The sequence below is a fragment of the Citrobacter sp. wls613 genome (genome assembly GCF_005281195.1).
Lineage (GTDB): Bacteria > Pseudomonadota > Gammaproteobacteria > Enterobacterales > Enterobacteriaceae > Citrobacter > Citrobacter gillenii.
The window spans coordinates 1-20,131 of sequence record NZ_SZXN01000042.1 but is presented as its reverse complement, the minus strand read 5'-3'; the positions used below and the strand labels follow the sequence as shown (position 1 = coordinate 20,131).

Sequence of the window (20,131 nt, the reverse complement as noted above, 5' to 3'; positions counted from 1 at the left end):
AAACGATTTTCAGCAAGCTCACACAATATGATTATCCCGGCTGGGCGGTACTGGAGTGGGAATGCTGCCTGAAAGACGCAGAAACCGGCGCCCGCGAAGGCCGTGAGTTTATTCAGCGGCATATTATTCCGGTTTCATCCCACGCATTTGATGATTTCGCCGCAGGCGATGAGGTACGCAAATGATCCAGGTTGGCATTATTGGCAGCGGGTTTATTGGGCCTGCGCATATTGAGGCGCTGCGTCGACTGGGGAATGTGCAGGTGGTGGCACTCTGCGACAGTTTGCTGGCGGTGGCTCAGGCGCGGGCCAGCGTGCTACAGGTACCTCATGCATATGGCAGTGTGGAAGCGCTGTTAGCGCACCCGGGGCTGCAGGTGGTCCACAACTGTACGCCGAATCATCTGCATGCCGACATCAACCGGCAGATACTGCGTGCTGGACTGCACGTATTTTCTGAAAAACCGCTGTGCATGGCCCCCGAAGAGGCCCATGAACTGGTGACGCTGGCGGAGCAGGCGGGGGTCGTGCACGGCGTGAGTTTTGTCTATCGCCAGTTTGCGATGGTGCAGCAGGCGGCCAGCATGGTACGCAATGGCAGCGTTGGACGTCTGTTTGCCGTGCAGGGCAGCTATTTACAGGACTGGATGCTGCTGGAGACCGACTACAACTGGCGGGTTGATGCGGCGTTGGGCGGCGGCTCGCGGGCGGTGGCCGATATTGGCTCGCACTGGTGCGACACGGTGCAGTTTGTCACCGGTAAACGCATTGTTGAGGTGATGGCCGATCTCGCGATCGTCTGGCCCACGCGGAAAGCGGACGCGGCCGGTGGTGCGACGTTTAATTCGCAGACGATTGGTCGGCAGTTGGAGGATAAACCGGTGACCACCGAAGACCGCGGGTCGGTGCTGGTGCGGTTTGACGACGGTAGCAAAGGCTGCTTTAGCGTCTCGCAGGTTAGCGCCGGGCGCAAAAACCATCTGAGCTTTGAGATTAGCGGCAGCCAGTGCGCGTTGAGTTGGGATCAGGAAACGCCGCAGCAACTGTGGGTGGGCCACCGCCAACAGGCGAACCAGATCCTGACGGACGATCCGGGGCTAATGAATACCGATGTCGCCGCCAGCGCGCATTTCCCCGGTGGGCATATTGAGGGCTGGCCGGATGCGTTTAAAAATATGATGCTGCAGTTCTATCAGGCCGTACAGACAGGCCAAATGCCCGCGCCACAGGCCCGACGTTTTGCCTCGTTCAAGGATGGTGCAGACGTGATGTACATCATTGATGCGATTATAAAAAGCCATCAACAGCAGCGCTGGGTGTCGGTACAGCGTTAAACCGGTCCGGTTCGCCGGGCGGTGATTTTATGGTAGCCTCAGCACAAAGCGTAAAACGCAGGATGTGTCGTCGTTATGTCTATTCAAAAAATCGCCCAGCTTGCCGGTGTGTCGGTAGCGACGGTATCACGTGTGCTGAATAACAGTGAGTCCGTCAAGGCCAAAAACCGTGAACGTGTGCTGCAGGCTATTAAGGAAAGTAATTACCAGCCCAACCTGCTGGCTCGTCAACTGCGCACGGCGCGAAGCTCGATGATCCTCGTAATGGTCTCCAACATTGCCAACCCGTTTTGTGCCGAGGTGGTGAAAGGTATTGAGGAGGAGGCGGAGAAAAATGGCTATCGCATTCTGCTGTGTAATTCTGGTTCCGATACAGCGCGTTCGAAGTCAGCGCTGAAGCTGCTGTCAGGTAAAATTGTTGATGGCATCATCACCATGGATGCCTTCTCAAAATTACCGGAACTGACTACCCTGATTGGCGATGCTCCGTGGGTGCAGTGTGCGGAATATGCCGATAAAGGTGCGGTTTCCTGTGTGGGCATTAACGATGTAGACGCCGCGCAGTCGGTGATATCGCATCTGGTAGACAAGGGCTATCGGCGTATTGCGCTGATCAACCATGACCTGAGCTATAAATACGCCCGTTTGCGTGAACGCGGCTACAAGGCGGCGCTGCATGCGTTATCGCTGGAGTATCAGGCGGTGGAGTACGCCCGTGAATTAAGTTCCAGCGCCGGGATCGCGGCGATGGAAAACCTGCTGGCGGCGGGGGTGAAACCCGACGCGGTGTTTGCGGTATCGGACACGCTGGCAGCCGGTGCGATGCGTGCTATTAGCAACGCCGGGTTACAGATCCCGCAGGATATCGCCGTGGTGGGCTTTGACGGTACGGAATTGGCTGAAATGGTCTCCCCACAGCTTTCAACTATTGAGCAACCTTCGCGTGATATTGGCCGCAAGGCGGTGGGGTTATTACTGAATAAAATCGATAACCCCGATGCCCCAACAGAAAGGGTGATGATGGACTGGCGCTATATTGCGCGCGCCAGTAGCTAAAGATTAACGCTGAAACGCCCCTGACAGGGCGCGAATATCATTCCCGGTCGGCGACTGATGAATACGTAATCCGAACTCTTCGACCACAGCAAAAATATGGTCGAAGATGTCAGCCTGAATACTTTCATATTCCAGCCACACCACTGTATTAGTAAAAGCATAAATCTCAATCGGCAACCCGTGGTCGTCCGGAGCTAACTGGCGCACCATTAACGTCATATCTTTGCGAATGCGCGGATGGTGACGTAAATATTCGTTCAGGTAGGCGCGAAACGTCCCGATATTGGTCATCCGGCGATGATTCAAGACGGATTCAGGTGCATCTAATTGCTGGTTCCACTCGTTAATTTCCTGAAGGCGCGTGGTCAAATACGGTTTCAGCAGATGTGCTTTATGCAATCGCTGGCGCTCATCTTCATCGAGAAAACGAATGCTGGTGGCATCGATGCTGATACTGCGCTTAATTCGCCGACCGCCGGACGCTGACATGCCGCTCCAGTTTTTAAACGAGTCAGAGACCAGCGACCAGGTGGGAATGGTGGTGATGGTATTATCCCAGTTGCGTACTTTGACGGTGGTTAAACCAATATCGATCACCGCACCATCTGCGCCGTATTTCGGCATTTCCAGCCAGTCGCCCAGTTTGAGCATATCGTTGGCCGAAAGCTGTATTCCGGCTACCAGACCGAGGATCGGGTCTTTAAACACCAGCATTAAGACTGCCGCCATGGCACCCAGACCGCTTATCAGGATGGCGGGTGATTGACCAATCAGCAGTGAAATCATCAGAATGCCGACGAGAATCGCGCCGATTAACTTGATGCCCTGAAAGATGCCTTTCAGCGGCAACTGCGAGGCGGCGGGGAGTTTTTGCGACAGATTAAGAATAACGTCGAGCAGAGAAAAGACCGACAGCAGGGCGTACATCATGATCCACAGCTGGGCGCAGGTGACTAATATCTCTGCGGCTTCGCTGCCTTTTTGTAGCCAGAGTGCGGCCTGTATATTGACGATGATACCTTGCAGCGTAAACGCCAGGCGGTGAAATAGCTTGTTCTGCGTGATGATTTGCAGCCACAGGCGGGAGCTGGCGTTGGCGCGTTTTTCAAATGCGCGTAGTACCACCCAGTGCAAAATAACGTGAACAATAATGGCGGTGATAAAAATAATGCCAAAAATCATCACCAGCGAAGTGGTGTGATTCATTTCAATGCCGAGGTCTTCTACCTGAGATATCAATTCCTGCATAACGTCTCCTTAATAAACAGCGGTCTATGATGACCGCTGTGTGGAGGTTATGCAAATGTGAGGATCAGACTTCCGTCAGGGTAGTTTCCTGCGGCAGACGTGATTTTGGCAGCGCGGCGTTGAAGTCTTCTACGCTGTGGTGGCCCACCGGGACGATAACCACGCTGGTGAATCCTTTATCTTGCAGACCAAATTCTGCATCGAGAACCGCGGCATCAAAGCCTTCGATGGGTACCGCATCGAGATCCATTGCCGCCACGCCTAACAGGAAGTTACCGACGTTCAGGTACACCTGTTTTGCCATCCAGTGCGCATCATCTTTGAGCTCTTTGCGGTGCAGATCGGCAAAGAAGGTTCGGCCTTTGTGGTTGGCGGCTTTGGCTTCCGGCGTGGCGAAACGACCATCGACTTCTTCTTGATCCACTACACGTTCCAGCCAAGCATCGTCCATCGCTGTTTTGGCGCAGAACACCACGACGTGGGACGCATCGAGGATTTTACGTTCGTTGAACACAAAACCGCCGGCGGCGGCTTTGGCTACGCGCGCTTTGCCTTCGTCAGTGCTGGCCACGATAAAATGCCACGGCTGCGAGTTGGTGCTGGACGGACTGAACTGCAGCAGCGTTTTTAATTTTTCTGCCTGCTCAGCGGTCAGTTTTTTGGTCGGATCGAATGCCTTGGTGGAGTAGCGTTTTAAGGCGACAGAAACAATATCCATAAAAACTCCTGGTCGTTTTTCTTACCCTGCGGGTGCGTTTTGTTTCAGCAGGGTACAGGGAAAGCGGCAAAAAGATAAGACAGAAAAAGGCATAAACACTTATCGGGGTTAGCGATAAATCAGACGGGACGCAGGCGTTTTTGTTCCCGCTTAGGTAGGCCGTCCACCACCCGATGCCACGAGTCGTTCACCAGGTCTGCCAGTAAGGACTCGGTAATATCGTCACCGGGATAAACTGAAATCCAGTGCTTTTTATTCATGTGGTAACCGGGTTCGATACTGGGGTAGATCTGCTGATTGAGCAGCGACTTTTGCGGGTCTGACTTCAGGTTGACCAGCGGGCGTCCGTGATGCTCTGAGACCAGCATAAAAATCTTGCCGCCGACCTTAAAGACGTCGTATTCCGGGCCAAACGGCCAGCAGTGTTCGGTAAACGGCAGTTCAAGCGCAAGGCGTTTTGCGCACGCATGTAATGTCTGACCGTCCATTATTTTTCCTCGCGGGTGAGGGCGCGCCACATGGTTTCAAACCCCATGGCAATGTATTCATCGGCGCGGGCAGGGGTGCGGGTAGCAAATTCCATTGTGGTTTCAGCCAGTGACAGGAAAAACGCGTCACCAAAGGCGCGATACTCGTCGGACATAAACTCCGGGCGCACCGAGCGATGACAAAAATCACGCAGTTCGGGGAACATATCCTCAGCCCGTTGCTCGGTTTCTTTGGTGATTTTCTCGCTGACGGCAAGCTGACGGATGGCGCGATGTCCGGCGGTGTGATGCAGGCCCCAGCTAATGTAGCTATTCCAGATGAAGTGAATCATGGTTTTGGCATCGGTCACTGAACGGTCCAGATTGGCCATCATTGACTGGCACATATCGTGCTTTAAATGGAGGTAAAGTTCGTTGATGAGGTCATCTTTTGTCGCGAAATAGCGAAACAAAGTTCCCTCAGCAACGCCTGCATTGCGGGCAATGACGGCGGTAGAGGCCGCAATGCCGGACTGCGCAAATGCTATGGTTGCTGCTTCCAGTAATGCCAATTTTTTATCTTCACTCTTCGGACGAGCCACTACACTTTACCCTTAAGCCTGTTAAAAACACGATTGAATCACGGCCTTCGCAGCACCGCAACGGTGAATGTCAAAGATTGAAAATCATCTTGACGGCGAACTTGCGATTTCTATAATGAGTGCTTACTCACTCATAATCAAGAGTCAGTCGCGCAAACCAGCGGAAAGGGGCGCGTTTAAGGTCAGGATATGAGGCGTCTCACCGTTTGTGTGGTTGTTATTATGCTCATTGCTGCAGCTGCAAGTTTACCGTTTGTACTCAATGCCGGATTCGGTCAGGCGCCGCAAGGGGCACAACTGAGTGAGGTTGAACAGTCACCACACTACCGTGACGGACAGTTTCATAATCAGGTGCCCACGCTGGGTTACACCGGCAACAAAAGCATGCTGGCAGCCTGGTGGGAATTTCTGGTCGCGAAGCGCGAAAATGCCCGCCCTGCGCAACCATTGCCGCTGGCGGCAACCGAACTCGCGCGTCTGTCACCGCAGCAGGATACTCTCGTCTGGCTGGGTCATTCCTCGTGGTATTTGCAGCTGGCGGGTCAACGCATTCTGATCGACCCGGTATTGAGCAACTACGCTGCGCCGTTTTCATTTCTGAATAAAGCCTTTGCCGGGGAGTATCCGTGGACGGCTCAAAACATGCCCGAAATCGATCTGCTCATCATCTCGCACGACCACTATGACCATCTGGATCTTGCCACCATAAAGGCGTTGATGCCGAAGATTAAGCGGGTGATTACGCCGCTTGGCGTCGGGTCGCATCTGCGGTACTGGGGAATGAACAGCGAGATAATTGAAGAGCGGGACTGGAATCAGTCCGTCAGAGTGACGGACTCACTGATTGTGCATGTCCTGCCGGCACGGCATTTTTCAGGGCGCGGCATCAAGCGTAACCAGACCCTGTGGGCCAGCTTTATGTTGGAAACGCCAGAGCAAAATATTTATTACAGTGGAGACTCCGGCTACGGGCCGCATTTTAAAGCGATTGGCGAACAGTTCGGCACGGTCGATGTGGCGATTATGGAGAACGGTCAATATGACCAGGACTGGAAGTTCATTCATATGATGCCGGAAGAGACCGCGCAGGCATCCGCCGATCTCCATGCCAAAGCCGTTGTGCCCGGTCATGCCGGTCGTTTTGTACTGGCGAAACATAGCTGGGACGATCCCTACAAGCGTCTGGCGCTGGCCAGCCGTCTCAAAGATTACCGTCTGCTGACGCCGATGCTGGGTGAGCCGGTAGTACTGTCCGAACCGGACCAACCGTTCACGGCCTGGTGGCAGCCAGCGGCTCAATGAAAAAAGGGAGATAACGATGACGATTTCTGCACAAGTTATCGAGACGATTGTCGAATGGATTGATGATAATTTGAATCAACCATTGCGCATTGATGATATTGCCCGCCACGCGGGATATTCAAAATGGCATCTGCAGCGTCTGTTTATGCAGTATAAAGGCGAGAGCCTTGGGCGCTACATTCGCGAGCGTAAGCTGCTGCTGGCGGCGCGTGATTTGCGTGATACCGACCAGAAAGTGTACGATATCTGCCTAAAGTACGGCTTCGATTCGCAACAAACCTTTACGCGTATCTTCACCCGTACGTTCAGCCAGCCACCTGGGGCGTACCGCAAAGAAAACCACAGCCGTACGCATTAACGACGAAAGGTTCTCGCGGGGCTAATCCGCCAGCGAGAACCAGCGTCGCCAGATAAAACGCAGAATAAAATACTCAATCACCCCAAGCAGTAAAAACCACAAGCAAAATAGCAACGTATAAAACTGGTTAAGATCCATCAAATGTAAAGTGGCGACGAGTTTTTGCGCCAGCACCAGGCCAAGCGAAGGCGCGGGCAGCAGCAGGCAGGACAGAAAGGCCAACAGCAGGATCCCGGCGGCGGTCATCAGTGATTCAAGCGGGTGTTTCATAACATTGTTAAACTTGAGTTAAAAGACCATTGTCCGGGATCTCCCGTGCTAACGCAAACCCCTCGCTTAACGCCCCGCCCAGATCTCACAATGTTTTTTCACCAGTCCGCTTAGCGATCCGCCATCGGCCACAAAATCACGCATGCGCTGCGCTTCGTTGTGCCCATTTTTTACCTGCTGGTGTAAGGCGTCAATGGCACTGGCGGCACCCACTTTATCCGCCGAGGGGGCGACAAGCTCCAGCAATCGAAGTGTGTCATCCGCCAGTCGGTGATGAGTGCCGGTATGCACGTCGGTAACGATCCCCTCCAGACCAAAGCGGCAGGCCTGAAAACGGTTAAATTTATACAGCAGGTAATCACGCTCCTGATGTTTGAAGGGACGCTCTTTCAACAACCAGTGGGCCGTAGCCTGAATGAGCCCGGCCATGTTGATCGCATGCTCGAGGGTGAGCGGGGTGTCCATTACGCGAACTTCTACCGTGCCAAAGTGCGGACTGGGGCGGATGTCCCAGTGCAAATCCTTAATGCTGTCAACGAGGCTGGTGTAGGCCAGTCGACGAAATAATCCCTCAAACTCCTGCCAGTTGTTAACCCACGGCATCGGACCGTTATCGGGAAATCCTGAGAAGATATTGAGTCGAGCGCAGGCAAATCGCGTATCGGCTTCTTGCATATACGGTGAGGCGGCAGAGAGCGCAATAAAATGCGGCACAAAGCGTGACAGGCCGTGCAGCAGGTAAATGGCGTCGTCTCCGTGGGTACAACCTATGTGAACATGCTGGCCAAACACCGTTGCCTGCTGGATGAGATAACCAAAGTTCTCCAGGTTGCGCCGGTAGCGCTCGTCATCGCACACCTCCTGACGCCGCCATGTCTGAAACGGGTGCGTGCCGCCGCCGCAGATGTCGAGGTGATATTCCGCCGCGGTCTGCAGGATTATCTGCTGCATGGCGGAAAACTCTGCTGCCGCTTGATCAATATTACGGCAGACGCCGGTTGCCATCTCCAGCATACTTTCGGTGATATCGTGCTTCACTTCTCCGACGGTGAGCTGCGGTTTTACGGTGTCAATCAGTCGGGAAGAGTCCTGGCTCAGGTCATAGCCTGGCGGATTAACCACCTGCATTTCCAGCTCAATGCCCAATGTAAACGGTTCGGAGACATGAAAGTCGGGTAGTGACATAGCGTTCCTTTGAGCGTTGATTTTTAATCAGTATTTACTCGTCGTCTTTCGAGCCGCAGGTGCGTTGACAGCGCTTGCTCATCCTGGTCACTTACTTTAGTAAGCTCCCAGGAATTTGCAGTCTTGTCGCCTTCCTGCAACTCGAAATCCTTAGAGTATAGAAGGACTGGCGGTTTTCCGTACGATAAGGGAAATCCACATCCTGCGCTTTGAACGCAAAATGACAGGTGCTATAACTGTTTTTTGCTTTCACAACGGGGGTGAGCAGTGCCGGAAATTAATCTGTATGGACAGACGGTAGGCGATGTCCTGCCGGACTGGAATGGGGCGTCAGTGCTGCCTCGGGTTGTACTGGAGGGTCGTTATTGCCGTCTTGAGGTGCTGGATGCAGACCGCCATGCCGCCGATTTATTTGACGCCTATGCGCAAGCGCCGGACGAACGTGACTGGACCTGGCTTGCTAGCGAGCGGCCGACGAGCGTTGCGGCAGCGGCCCACTGGGTGAAGGGAAAATCTACTGACGCCGGGCTGGTTCCCTACGCGGTTATCGATTTGCGCTCGGGGCGCGCCGTCGGGCTGGTGTGCTTTATGGCGATGGACCGCGAGAACGGCTCGGTCGAAATTGGTCATGTAACCTGGTCGCCGCGGATGAAAAATACGGTGCTGGGGACGGAAACCGTCTGGCTGCTGCTGCGTCAGGCATTTGCCCTCGGGTATCGTCGTGTGGAGTGGAAATGTGACTCGCTGAACGATGCGTCGAGACGGGCGGCAGAACGCTTAGGTTTTGTTTTTGAAGGACGTTTTCGCCAAAAAATTGTGCGCAAGGGCCGTAACCGCGACAGCGACTGGCTATCGATGATTGACGGCGAGTGGCCACAACGTGATGCCGTTTTACAACGCTGGCTGGCCGCGGAAAACTTTGATGCGCAGGGTCAGCAGCGTCAGTCGCTGGCTGCGTGTCGGCAGGGATAACACCGTCATCCGCCATAACCGTTCAGACAGATTATTAGCAACGGCTATACTCTTTCGCGAAACGGTTCAACGGAGAACGTACCATGAAATCAGGTAGCCGATTCGGGTTATCCGGCAAGGGCTTAGTTCAACCCGCCGCAGTCGCCATGGCGGCGAGTCTTTTCAGCGCGGCTGTCAGCGCCGACGCGTTGCAGGAGCAGCAACAGCGCTATCAGCAACGCTGGCAACAGGAACATGGCCCGCTGACGCAAGCCCCGCCGGCACCTCTGGCGGCATTTCTCGCCGCCCAACCCACGACCGATAAACCGGTTTACGACACGCTCAGTTCGCGAGCAGGATTAGCGGCTTTGACCAAAGCCAACGTCACCACTTCCGACCCCATGGCAGCGGTCATCAATGATGAAGTGGATACCGGGGAGCGTCGCATCCCGGTACGTATTTATCGTCCGTCATTAGCCGGTTCGCCAGCGGTGTTGGTGTTTATTCACGGCGGCGGACACCTGAGTGGGTCAGTGGAGGTCTACGATCCCGTAGCCCGGCATCTGGCGACGGCAACCGGCAACACGGTGGTGTCGGTCGACTATCGGCGGTCACCGGAAAACCCGTATCCGGCAGGTCTCTCCGATGCTAAAGCCGTGGTCGAAAATGTCTATTCATTGCTCGAGCGTCAGCACATTCCCTATCAGCGTCAACTGACCCTGGTCGGTGACAGCGGTGGCGGTGCTTTCAGCGCAACGCTCGCCGAGTCGCTTTCCCGTCATCAGCCGGGGCTGATTAATCGGCTGGTGCTGATCTACCCGAGTCTGGATTACACGTTAGGCTGGCCGTCCGTGAAGGAAAATGGCACAGGGAAACTGCTCGATGAAAGCAAAATACGCTGGTACTTCCAGCAGTATTTCCAGAATGATGAAGATCGTAAACTGGCATCACCGCTCTATTTTCCATTGCGTAAAGATTTTCCGGCCACATTACTCTTTAGCGGCGGGCTGGATCCGTTGCGCGATGAGAATTTTGCCTTTGTTGCCAAACTGCAAGCTGAGGGCATTCCCGTACAGCACGTTCATTTTCCGGGGATGACCCATGCCTATCTGATGCTGGAAGATAAAGTCCCGCAGGAAGCGCAGGCTACGTATCAGGCGATTGGTGAGTTTGTTAAAAAGTAGCGTCACACAGGGTAATGACGCTGTTATCGCGTGAGGTCCAGCGCACGTTGACGTTCAATCCGCCGAGGTTTGCCGAAAATGACGGCATGATTTGCACCGTTAAGTGCGTGGCGGTGAGGGCGATGATTTTGGCGCTGGCAAAGCCCGGCAGTCCGCGAGTTTGCGCACTGAACGCTTTATATACGCTCTCTTTGGCGGAGAACGCCAGGGTTAAGGCGAGCGGAAAGGGGACCGGGCAACCTTGCAAAACCTGTTGTTCATGGTGGTCGATAATGCTGTCAGCCAGTTCGGCAGCGGTGTCGGGTGTAAAAATAGCGTCAATGTCTAGCCCAATGGGATGCGGCGAGACAACTGCCAACGCGGTCGAAGCGCTATGGCTGATGCTGCCAAACAGACCTGGTGGCCACAGCGGTTGGCGGCGCTCGCCGATGGCGGGCACGGCTTTACTGCCATATTCACGCAGCGCATGGACGGCGGCAATACGCCCCGCTAAATGCTCCGCTTGTCGTTTACGCCCGCAGGCTGCGAGCTGGGCGTAATGAGGAAGCCACAGCAGATCGTGTTCATGCAGGCTGTCGGGGGCGAATTCAACGAGATGCAGCGTATGGCTGGCGAAGGACAGTGGAATGTGGGTTGTGTGCATGATGGCTCACGAATTCCCTCTCCTCGATGGAGGAGAGGGAAAAACGTTATCAGAAGTGCGTGTTAACGCTCATATACCAGGTGCGGCCCGGTTCGTTATAGGTGTACGCGCCTGCGCCCGCCATATAATTTCCGGTCACAATATCACCCGTGGTCTGGGCATTCCCTTCGCGCCATAGGCGTTTGTCAAAGACGTTATCCACGCCACCGGTCAGGCTGACGTTTTTGGTGACATCCCAGGTCGCGCTCAGGCCGACAATGCTGTACGGGCTGACTTCATCAGCCGAGCTGCCGGTCACCGGTTTGCCCTGGTAATCGTATTTCTTCGGTTGCTGTTTGCCATACCAGGTGAGGGTGGACTGCAAGGACAGATCCTCGCGCGCCTGCCAGCTCAGCGTGGAGTTCAGCGTGTACTGCGGAATAATCGACAGACGTTCACCGGTCTCTTTATTTTTACTTTGCAGCATGTAGGTGATGTTGTTGGTCCAGTTAACGGTTTGGCTAACCGGGACGTTCAACGTACCTTCCAGGCCTTCTACTACCGCTTTAGGAATGTTTTCCCACTGGTAGATATCTGTTTTACCGTTGTTAATACGGTTCAACGGTACGGTACCGGCTTCGATTTTATCGCGGTAATCGTTGCGGAACCAGGTGACTCCAGCCAGCCAGCCGTCGCGTTTGAACTCCAGGCCAATTTCTTTGTTGATGCTGGTTTCCGCTTTCAGGTCGTCGTTGCCCATCATGTAGCAGCCGATGCCGCTGGCGGAACCGGTGGCGTAGCAGCCCTGGCCTTTACTGTACAAAATATAGTTCGGGTTGAGCTGGTACAGGCTCGGCGCTTTATAGGCCCGCGCGATGCCCATTTTCAGGGTAAAGTCGTCGCCCAGTCCCTGAGACAGGTTCAGAGACGGACTCCAGTTATTGCCCACGATGCTGTGGTGATCGAAACGCAGGCCCGGCGTCAGCATGGTGCTGTCGGTCAGTTCCATGTTGTTTTCGGCGAACAGAGAGAAGATCTCGGCATCCGAGTACGGGCTGCGGTTGGTGCTGCTAAAACCAGGAATATTACCGCCCATAAAGGTTTGCGAGTTGGACAGCATGTCTTTCATACGCTGCTGGTTCCACTCGGTACCGAGCGTCAGATTTTGGTTGACCAGCAGATCCAGCGGAATGCTGACCTCACTGTGCAGCATGACGTCACTCAGGTCGGCGTCGACATATTTTTGCGACGCTTTCGGATCGAAGATCCCTTCCGTGCCGCCAGCTAATCCTTCCGGGGTACGGGAGTTACGCGTGTGTTCGTACTGTACCCAGTTGCTGGTGGTGACGCCGTTATCCCAGCCGCCGTTCCAGGTCAGGGAGTAGTTCTGGCGATAAAGACGGTTGGTCTCTTTACCGTAGTTATCTTTCACCAACTGGTTGGTGTTGGTGTTTTGGGTGTCACCCGCGTACAGGTTGCCCTGACGGCTGTAACCGGCTTCCAGTTCGAGAGACTGGAGTGGGGCAAAGTCCCATCGCACTACGCCGTTAATGTCTTTGTTGATGACCCCTTCACGACCCGCCGGTAAGGTGTTGGCATAGGTCCCGGTACGTTCTGACTGGTGACCCTGGTTGATGTCCCAGGCGTCAGCCTGCGTTTTATCAAGATTACCATATAGACGGAAGCTGAAATCCCCGCCCAGTGGGCCATTCAGGCTGAAGTTGGTGCGTTTGGTGGAGCCTTCTTCTTTGTGTTCCGGGGCGTTGAAATAGGTATCCCAGGAACCATGCCACTCGTTGCTGCCTTTTTTGGTGATGATATTCACCACACCACCCGCAGCACCGTTACCGTAACGCGCCGCAGCAGGACCACGCAGCACCTCAATACGCTCGATCATTTCCGGCGGTACCCAGGCTGTATCGCCACGGGTATCACGCTCGCCGCGCCAGCCCTGACGTACGGAGTTGCGGCTGGTGACCGGCTTGCCGTCGATCAGGATCAGGGTGTTTTCTGGCCCCATGCCGCGAATATCAATCTGACGGTTGTTGCCGCGCTGGCCGCTGGTTGAGTTACCGGTCAGGTTAACGCCAGGCATGGTACGGATGATTTCCGCCACATCGCGCGCGGGAGGATTCTTACGGATTTCATCAGCGGTGATGGTGGAAACACCTGGCGCCTGCAGGTTCTGCTGGGCGGCGGTAACGACGATGGTATCTTCATGCGAGACGGCGGTGCTATCGGTTTTATCTTCTGCCATGGCTGGCAGCGCTATCCCGTAAATCCCTAAATTGACCAATAAGGCCAGTGAATGAATCTTGTTGTTCATTGTATGTCCTGCTTTCTTTTAGCCACGTGAACCAATGTGCCGTTGTGGGGCATTTGGCCTGATGTCGCCCGCTCCTGCGAAAACCATCCGTTCCAGAAAAAGTTCGCAGCGTCAGGTCGGTTTATGAGTGGTGAAAAACTGTACGCGCTTCCCACAGCGCGACAATACGCTATTGCAAATGCAAATAGTTATCAATAATATTATCAATATATTTCACGATTAGATTTAAAATTGCACAATAAACATGGGGTTATGACGGTGGCGGCGTTAATGATGGGAAGTGAGGCGTGGTGGCAGTCAAAAAATGGCCCGGAATGGGTGCGTGAGGACAGCGGCGATTACCGCGTGACGTTTTGGTGGCGTGACCCGCAGGGAACGGAAAAACACTCAACAATTCGTCGCGTGTGGGTCTACATTACCGGCGTGACCGACCACCATCAAAATGCCGTTCCCCAGTCGATGCAACGTATTGACGGTACAGATGTTTGGTGCTGGAGCATTACCCTGAACGCCCGCTGGCGCGGCAGTTACTGTTTCATCCCTTCTGCACGAGACGACATTTTTGCCACGTTGAACGCAGGCGACACTCCGGACAGAACGTTACTACGCGAAGGCTGGCGACAGCTGCTGCCGCAGGCCATCGCCGATCCCCTCAATCCTCAAAGCTGGCAAGGCGGGCGCGGGCATGCGGTCTCAGCGCTGGAAATGCCCGACGCCCCCGTTCAGCCTGGCTGGGACAGTCCCCAACCTCCGGATTCACCAGCGCTTTGCTTGCAATGGCACAGCGAAAGGTTAGGTAATACGCGCCGCGTGTGGGTGTTTACCACAGGCGAGGCAAATCCCGGGGAACGTCCGCTGGCAGTCCTGCTGGACGGACAGTTTTGGGCGCACAGCATGCCGGTCTGGCCCGCGCTGACCTCACTGACCCAGCGACATCAGCTCCCCCCTGCCGTTTATCTCCTAATTGATGCCATCGATACGCCTCATCGCAGTCGCGAGCTGCCGTGCAATGCCGATTTCTGGCTGGCGGTACAACAGGAGTTACTGCCGCTGGTGAACGCGACTGCCGCGTTCAGTGACGATCCGCAGCGCACGGTCGTCGCCGGGCAAAGCTTTGGGGGATTGTCCTCGCTGTATGCCGGTCTGAACTGGCCGGAACGTTTTGGCTGCGTGCTCAGTCAGTCCGGATCTTACTGGTGGCCGCATCGCGCAGGGCATCAGGATGGGATCGTGATTGAACAACTGAGGGCAGGAACGTTGAGCGCGCAGGGGCTGCGTATTGTTCTGGAAGCCGGAATTCGTGAACCGATTATTTTTCGCGCCAATCAGGCGCTCTTCGCACAGTTACCGCATGCACCACGGTCTATTTTCTGGCGTCAGGTTGAAGGTGGACACGACGCGCTTTGCTGGCGCGGCGGCTTAATGCACGGGCTGATGACGCTCTGGCAGCCGCTCACCGACACGATTTAACCGGACGATGTTCCACGACAGGAGTTGAGTATGGAATTCAGTAACCCTTTCGATAACCCGCAGGGGCAGTTTTACATTCTGCAAAACCCCCAACGTCAGTTTAGCCTTTGGCCGCAGCAGTGCTCGCTTCCTGCTGGCTGGGCCATCGCATGCGAACCGCAATCCCAGGAAGCCTGCCAGCAATGGCTTGCGGAAAACTGGACCACGCTAACACCTGCAAATTATGCCGATGTACAGGAGGCAGAATGACTCAGCGCTTACCGTTAGTCGCGGCCCAGCCGGGGATCTGGATGGCGGAAAAACTCTCCACGTTGCCTTCAGCATGGAGCGTCGCGCACTACGTGGAATTAACCGGGGAACTGAACGCACCGCTGCTGGCGAAAGCGGTTGTCGTCGGTCTGGGGCATGCTGATACCCTGCGTATGCGGTTTTGCGAAGACAACGGCGAGGTTTGGCAGTGGGTTGATCCAACGTTCACTTTTACGCAACCCGAGATTATCGATGTCCGTGACATGGCCAGTCCGCACGACGCCGCTCGGGCGTTGATGCAGGCTGACTTGCAGCAAGACATTCGTGCCGATGGCGCAAAACCCCTGGTCTGCCATCAACTTATTCAAGTGGCAGATAACCGTTGGTACTGGTATCAGCGCTATCATCATTTGCTGGTGGATGGTTTCAGTTTTCCTGCCATCACCCGCCAGATAGCCGCCATTTACCGCGCATGGCAGCACGGCGAACCGACGCCGGAATCACCTTTTACCCCTTTTTCCGAGGTGGTGGAAGAGTATCAGCAGTATCGCCACAGCGAGGCGTATCAACGTGACGGCGCATTCTGGGCCGGGCAGCGAGAGCAGTTGCCGCCACCGGCTTCGCTGTCGGGCAAACCCCTGCCGGGCCGGGCGACCAGCGCGGATATTATTCGCATGCAGTTGACTGCCCCCGACGGCGTATTCCGCCAGCTTGCCGCGCGCATGCCTGACATTCAGCGTGCGGATTTAGCACTGGCGCTGGTGGCACTATGGTTGGGGCGTTTATGCAGCCGGATGGATTATGCCGCCGGGTTTATTTTCATGCGCCGCATGGGGTCGGCGGCGCTAACGGCAACCGGGCCGGTGTTGAATGTGCTGCCATTCGGTGTGCATCTTGATGCCGCGGAAAGCCTACCTGAACTGGCGAAACGACTGGCCGGGCAGCTCAAGAAGATGCGTCGTCATCAGCGTTATGATGCGGAGCAAATTGTGCGCGACGGCGGCCGGGCTGCCGGTGAAGAGGCGCTGTTTGGTCCGGTACTGAACGTGAAAATCTTTGACTACCAGCTGGATCTTCCCGGCATCCAGGCACAAACCCATACGCTGGCGACCGGGCCGGTTAACGATCTGGAACTGGCGCTGTTCCCGGATGAAAACGGCGGTCTGAGCATTGAAATTCTCGCCAATAAACAGCGTTATGATGAGGCGACGCTGGCGCAACATGCGTCGCGTTTAACCGCGCTGATGGGCCAGTTTGCCGAAAACCCGGCGCTGCGCTGCGGCGATGCCGATATGCTATTGCCGTCAGAACAGGAACAGCTGGCGCAAATAAACGAGACGGCGATTGATATTCCGTTCACCACGCTCAGCGCGCTGGTGGCGGAACAGGCCGCGAAAACACCGGATGCGCCGGCGCTGGCCGACGCTCGCTATCAGTTCAGCTACCGCGAAATGCGTGAGCAGGTTGTTGCACTGGCGCAGGTGCTGCGTGAACGCGGCGTGCGACCAGGCGACAGCGTTGCCGTGGCCTTACCGCGCTCTGTGTTCCTGACGCTCGCATTACACGGCATTGTGGAAGCGGGTGCCGCCTGGCTGCCGCTGGATACCGGCTATCCGGACGATCGTCTGCGGATGATGCTGGAAGATGCACGTCCTACGTTGTTGATCACTACCGAAGAACAGCTGTCCCGCTTTCGCGATATTCCTGGGCTGGACAGTGTGTGCTATAACGCGCCGCTGCCAACGGAAAATAGCGTCCCGCTGGCGTTATCGCGTCCAGAGCATACCGCTTACATCATCTTTACCTCGGGTTCGACCGGCAGACCAAAGGGGGTGATGGTGGGGCAAACCGCCATCGTTAACCGCCTGTTGTGGATGCAAAATCACTATCCGCTGACCGCCGATGATGTGGTGGCGCAAAAAACGCCATGCAGTTTTGATGTCTCGGTGTGGGAGTTTTTCTGGCCGTTTATTGCGGGCGCAAAGCTGGTGATGGCGGAGCCTGAGGCGCATCGTGACCCGCTGGCGATGCAGCAGTTCTTTGCACAATATGGCGTAACCACCACGCACTTTGTGCCGTCGATGCTGGCGGCGTTTGTTGCCTCGCTGACGCCGGAGACGGCGCGGGAAAGCTGCGCTACGCTGAAGCAGGTGTTCTGCAGCGGTGAAGCCCTGCCAGCAGAACTGTGCCGCGAGTGGGAACAGTTGACCCACGCACCGCTGCACAATTTGTACGGCCCGACCGAAGCGGCGGTGGATGTCAGCTGGTATCCGGCATGCGGAGATGCGCTTGCCGCCGTGACCGGCAACAGCGTGCCGATTGGCTATCCGGTCTGGAATACGGGCCTGCGGATCCTTGATGCCATGATGCGCCCGGTGCCTGTCGGCGTGGCGGGCGATCTGTACCTGACAGGGATCCAACTGGCGCAGGGGTATCTGGGCCGCCCGGACCTGACGGCAAGTCGTTTTATTGCCGATCCGTTTGCGCCCGGTGAACGCATGTACCGTACCGGGGACGTGGCGCGCTGGCTGGATAATGGTGCGGTGGAGTATCTCGGGCGCAGCGATGACCAGCTAAAAATCCGCGGGCAGCGCATTGAACTGGGTGAGATTGATCGGGTAATGCAGACGCTACTGGATGTCAAGCATGCCGTGGCCCATGCCTGCGTATTCAATCAGGCGGTAGCTACCGGCGGCGATGCGCGCCAGCTGGTCGGGTATCTGGTGTCGCATTCGGGGTTACCGCTGGATATTCCCGCACTACAGGCGAGACTGCGTGAAACGCTGCCTGCGCATATGGTGCCGACCGTGTTATTGCAGCTGGCGGAGTTACCGCTCAGCGCCAACGGTAAGCTGGATCGTAAAGCCTTACCGATGCCGCAGTTGACGCCGCGTACGGCAGGACGCGCGCCATACCCGGGCACGGAGACCACCATTGCCGAGGCCTTTTCCGCGCTGCTGGGCTGTGAAGTTAATGATGTAGCAGCAGACTTCTTCGCGCTCGGCGGTCATTCGTTGCTGGCAATGAAGCTGGCGGCGCAGTTGAGCCGCGTATTTGAACGTCAGGTGACGCCAGGGCAGGTGATGGTTGCTTCCACCGTTGAACAACTCAGTACGCTGTTGGACAGCAACGATGACGCACAGTCACAGCAACTGGGGTTTGAAGCGCTGCTACCGCTGCGCACCAGCCACGGCCCAACGCTGTTCTGTTTCCATCCGGCGTCCGGCTTTGCCTGGCAGTTTAGCGTGTTATCGCGCTATTTGAACCCTGAGTGGTCAATTACTGGCATTCAGTCGCCACGGCCTAGTGGGCCGATGCAGACGGCAGCAAATCTCGATGATGTCTGTGAATACCATCTTAAAACGTTGCTGGAGCAGCAGCCTCACGGCCCCTACTATTTACTGGGGTATTCGCTGGGCGGCACGCTGGCGCAGGGTATTGCGGCACGCTTGCAGGCCAGGGGAGAGAAGGTTGCATTCCTGGGGTTGCTGGATACCTGGCCGCCGGAAACGCAAAACTGGCAGGAAAAAGAGGCCAATGGGTTGGATCCTGCCGTATTGGCGGAAATCGAACGCGAACGCGAGGCGTTTCTGGCGGCGCAGCAGGGCAATGCGTCCGACACGCTGTTTAGCACCATTGAGGGTAACTATGCCGATGCGGTGCGTCTGTTAACCACCGCGCACAGCGTGCCTTTTGACGGTCACGCCACGCTGTTTGTCGCTGAGCGTACCTTACCGCCGGGTGTCAGCCCTGAACATAGCTGGTCGCCGTGGATAGCCAGTCTGGATATCTACCGTCAGGACTGCGCGCACGTTGATATTATTTCGCCGTCGGCGTTTGAGAAGATTGGGCCGATCATAAACAGGTTGATCGCTCCGCCTGCGTAGCCGGGAATACTCACTATTGGCTTATTTGAACAACCTCATAATGTAAATTAAATGTTATGAGGTTGTTTTGTTTATGCTGATCTGGGAGACCATAAGGCTTAATAAATTCTGAATATAATATCTGGCAGGTTATTAGGGGCAAAGAGTGTTTCGGATAATTCTTATTAGCTGGTAGACTTTGTCTACAGGAAGACGTTTCTTTTGGCCAGAAATTCAGGTTACACAACATGTCATCATTAAAAATAAAGAAAGATAATGATTCAGAATTAGCTGCTTATCCGCAGACGACGGTAAGCGGTAATGAAATTGATTTATTCAACCTGCTCGAGATTTTGTGGCGCGCCAGGACCAAGATTATTGCTACCGTCTTCGCGTTTGCCTGCGTGGGGATTTTGGTGTCTTTTCTGCTTCCGCAAAAATGGACCAGTGAGGCAATTGTTACCCCAGCTGAACCCGTGCAGTGGCAGGGACTTGAGAATGCGTTGACCAAGTTGCGTGTGCTGGACATGGATATTAGCGTTAACCGTGGTGATGTATTTAACCTGTTTATCAAGAAATTTCAGTCGCCATCGCTGCTGGAAGAGTATCTGCGCTCTTCACCTTATGTGATGGATCAGCTGAAAGGCGCTGATATAGACGAAATGGATTTGCATCGGGCGATAGTACGCCTCAGTGAAAAAATGAAAGCGGTTGATGCAAATCAGGGTAAGAAGAATGAAACCTCGCTGTATACCGCGTGGACGCTAAGCTTTACCGCACCGCTGGCTGAAGAAGCGCAGGCCGTGCTGGCAGGGTATATCCAGTTTATTTCTGACCGTGTTGTGAAAGAAACGCTGGAGAATATTCGCAATAAACTGGCCATCAAAACCGGTAATGGTGCCAACTTACTGATTTAGTGTATGA

The 20,131-nt window shown here is 55.2% G+C and carries 17 protein-coding genes and 2 pseudogenes; 11 read left to right on the top strand and 8 right to left on the bottom strand.

Translation table 11 applies throughout. The features are described from left to right. The 3 genes and pseudogenes from FDX01_RS07420 to FDX01_RS07410 form a co-directional block, all read left to right on the top strand. A pseudogene (locus tag FDX01_RS07420) lies at nucleotides 1-185 on the top strand (sugar phosphate isomerase/epimerase); the annotation flags it as partial. Then, nucleotides 182-1,333, top strand: a complete 1,152-nt coding sequence (locus FDX01_RS07415; RefSeq protein ID WP_137399545.1) for a Gfo/Idh/MocA family oxidoreductase — start codon at nucleotides 182-184, stop codon at nucleotides 1,331-1,333. The pseudogene FDX01_RS07420 and the gene FDX01_RS07415, both read left to right, overlap by 4 nt. A 75-nt stretch (nucleotides 1,334-1,408) precedes the next feature. Continuing rightward, the gene (locus FDX01_RS07410; protein WP_115259147.1) at nucleotides 1,409-2,389 is read left to right on the top strand and encodes a LacI family DNA-binding transcriptional regulator; all 981 of its coding nucleotides are present in this window, start codon (nucleotides 1,409-1,411) and stop codon (nucleotides 2,387-2,389) included. 3 nt (nucleotides 2,390-2,392) lie between these two features. On the opposite strand, the gene FDX01_RS07405 is transcribed toward FDX01_RS07410, so the two are convergent. From FDX01_RS07405 to FDX01_RS07390, 4 genes are all read right to left on the bottom strand, one after another. Next, complete coding sequence (locus FDX01_RS07405) at nucleotides 2,393-3,637, bottom strand: mechanosensitive ion channel family protein (protein WP_115259146.1); 1,245 nt, start codon at nucleotides 3,635-3,637, stop codon at nucleotides 2,393-2,395. A gap of 64 nt (nucleotides 3,638-3,701) precedes the next feature. Then, nucleotides 3,702-4,355 (bottom strand): oxygen-insensitive NAD(P)H nitroreductase, encoded by a 654-nt coding sequence (gene nfsB / locus FDX01_RS07400; protein ID WP_115259145.1) that lies wholly within the window; start codon nucleotides 4,353-4,355, stop codon nucleotides 3,702-3,704. Nucleotides 4,356-4,474: 119 nt separating this feature from the next. Beyond that, nucleotides 4,475-4,843, bottom strand: coding sequence for an MmcQ/YjbR family DNA-binding protein (locus tag FDX01_RS07395; RefSeq protein WP_096757953.1), 369 nt, complete (start codon nucleotides 4,841-4,843; stop codon nucleotides 4,475-4,477). Next, nucleotides 4,843-5,424 (bottom strand): TetR/AcrR family transcriptional regulator, encoded by a 582-nt coding sequence (locus FDX01_RS07390; protein WP_115259143.1) that lies wholly within the window; start codon nucleotides 5,422-5,424, stop codon nucleotides 4,843-4,845. Before FDX01_RS07390 ends, FDX01_RS07395 begins: the two co-directional genes overlap by 1 nt. Nucleotides 5,425-5,613: 189 nt before the next feature. Between FDX01_RS07390 and FDX01_RS07385 the strand changes: the two genes are divergently transcribed. After that, complete coding sequence (locus tag FDX01_RS07385; RefSeq protein ID WP_137399544.1) at nucleotides 5,614-6,726, top strand: MBL fold metallo-hydrolase; 1,113 nt, start codon at nucleotides 5,614-5,616, stop codon at nucleotides 6,724-6,726. A gap of 16 nt (nucleotides 6,727-6,742) precedes the next feature. Next, a complete protein-coding gene (locus tag FDX01_RS07380; RefSeq protein WP_045440915.1) occupies nucleotides 6,743-7,084 on the top strand; it encodes a RamA family antibiotic efflux transcriptional regulator in 342 nt (113 codons plus the stop codon). A gap of 21 nt (nucleotides 7,085-7,105) precedes the next feature. On the opposite strand, the gene FDX01_RS07375 is transcribed toward FDX01_RS07380, so the two are convergent. Together FDX01_RS07375 and FDX01_RS07370 are read right to left on the bottom strand one after the other, a co-directional pair. Next, complete coding sequence (locus FDX01_RS07375) at nucleotides 7,106-7,354, bottom strand: DUF1158 domain-containing protein (RefSeq protein WP_115259141.1); 249 nt, start codon at nucleotides 7,352-7,354, stop codon at nucleotides 7,106-7,108. Between the two features lie 66 nt (nucleotides 7,355-7,420). Then, on the bottom strand, nucleotides 7,421-8,539 hold the full coding sequence (locus FDX01_RS07370) for a YbdK family carboxylate-amine ligase (RefSeq protein ID WP_137399543.1): 1,119 nt from the start codon (nucleotides 8,537-8,539) through the stop codon (nucleotides 7,421-7,423). Between the two features lie 267 nt (nucleotides 8,540-8,806). Here FDX01_RS07370 and FDX01_RS07365 point away from each other — a divergent pair, with 267 nt between their 5' ends. Then, the gene (locus tag FDX01_RS07365) at nucleotides 8,807-9,511 is read left to right on the top strand and encodes a GNAT family protein (RefSeq protein WP_137362451.1); all 705 of its coding nucleotides are present in this window, start codon (nucleotides 8,807-8,809) and stop codon (nucleotides 9,509-9,511) included. 83 nt (nucleotides 9,512-9,594) lie between these two features. After that, complete coding sequence (locus FDX01_RS07360; protein WP_137399542.1) at nucleotides 9,595-10,674, top strand: alpha/beta hydrolase; 1,080 nt, start codon at nucleotides 9,595-9,597, stop codon at nucleotides 10,672-10,674. On the opposite strand, the gene entD is transcribed toward FDX01_RS07360, so the two are convergent. Further along, nucleotides 10,664-11,317, bottom strand: coding sequence for an enterobactin synthase subunit EntD (gene entD, locus FDX01_RS07355; protein WP_170974765.1), 654 nt, complete (start codon nucleotides 11,315-11,317; stop codon nucleotides 10,664-10,666). The two genes, FDX01_RS07360 and entD, sit on opposite strands and share 11 nt — an antisense overlap. Nucleotides 11,318-11,366: 49 nt before the next feature. Further along, nucleotides 11,367-13,622, bottom strand: a complete 2,256-nt coding sequence (locus FDX01_RS07350) for a TonB-dependent siderophore receptor (protein WP_137399540.1) — start codon at nucleotides 13,620-13,622, stop codon at nucleotides 11,367-11,369. A gap of 252 nt (nucleotides 13,623-13,874) precedes the next feature. On the opposite strand from FDX01_RS07350, the gene fes reads away from it, so the two are divergent. From fes to FDX01_RS07330, 4 genes and pseudogenes are all read left to right on the top strand, one after another. After that, nucleotides 13,875-15,092 (top strand): enterochelin esterase, encoded by a 1,218-nt coding sequence (gene fes / locus FDX01_RS07345; protein ID WP_137399539.1) that lies wholly within the window; start codon nucleotides 13,875-13,877, stop codon nucleotides 15,090-15,092. 30 nt (nucleotides 15,093-15,122) lie between these two features. Beyond that, the gene (locus FDX01_RS07340) at nucleotides 15,123-15,341 is read left to right on the top strand and encodes an MbtH family protein (RefSeq protein WP_096757939.1); all 219 of its coding nucleotides are present in this window, start codon (nucleotides 15,123-15,125) and stop codon (nucleotides 15,339-15,341) included. Further along, a complete protein-coding gene (entF, locus tag FDX01_RS07335) occupies nucleotides 15,338-19,228 on the top strand; it encodes an enterobactin non-ribosomal peptide synthetase EntF (RefSeq protein WP_137399538.1) in 3,891 nt (1,296 codons plus the stop codon). The genes FDX01_RS07340 and entF overlap by 4 nt, the downstream gene beginning before the upstream one ends. A gap of 227 nt (nucleotides 19,229-19,455) precedes the next feature. Then, nucleotides 19,456-20,097, top strand: a pseudogene (locus FDX01_RS07330) (Wzz/FepE/Etk N-terminal domain-containing protein); the annotation flags it as partial. Nucleotides 20,098-20,131: the final 34 nt, after the last annotated feature.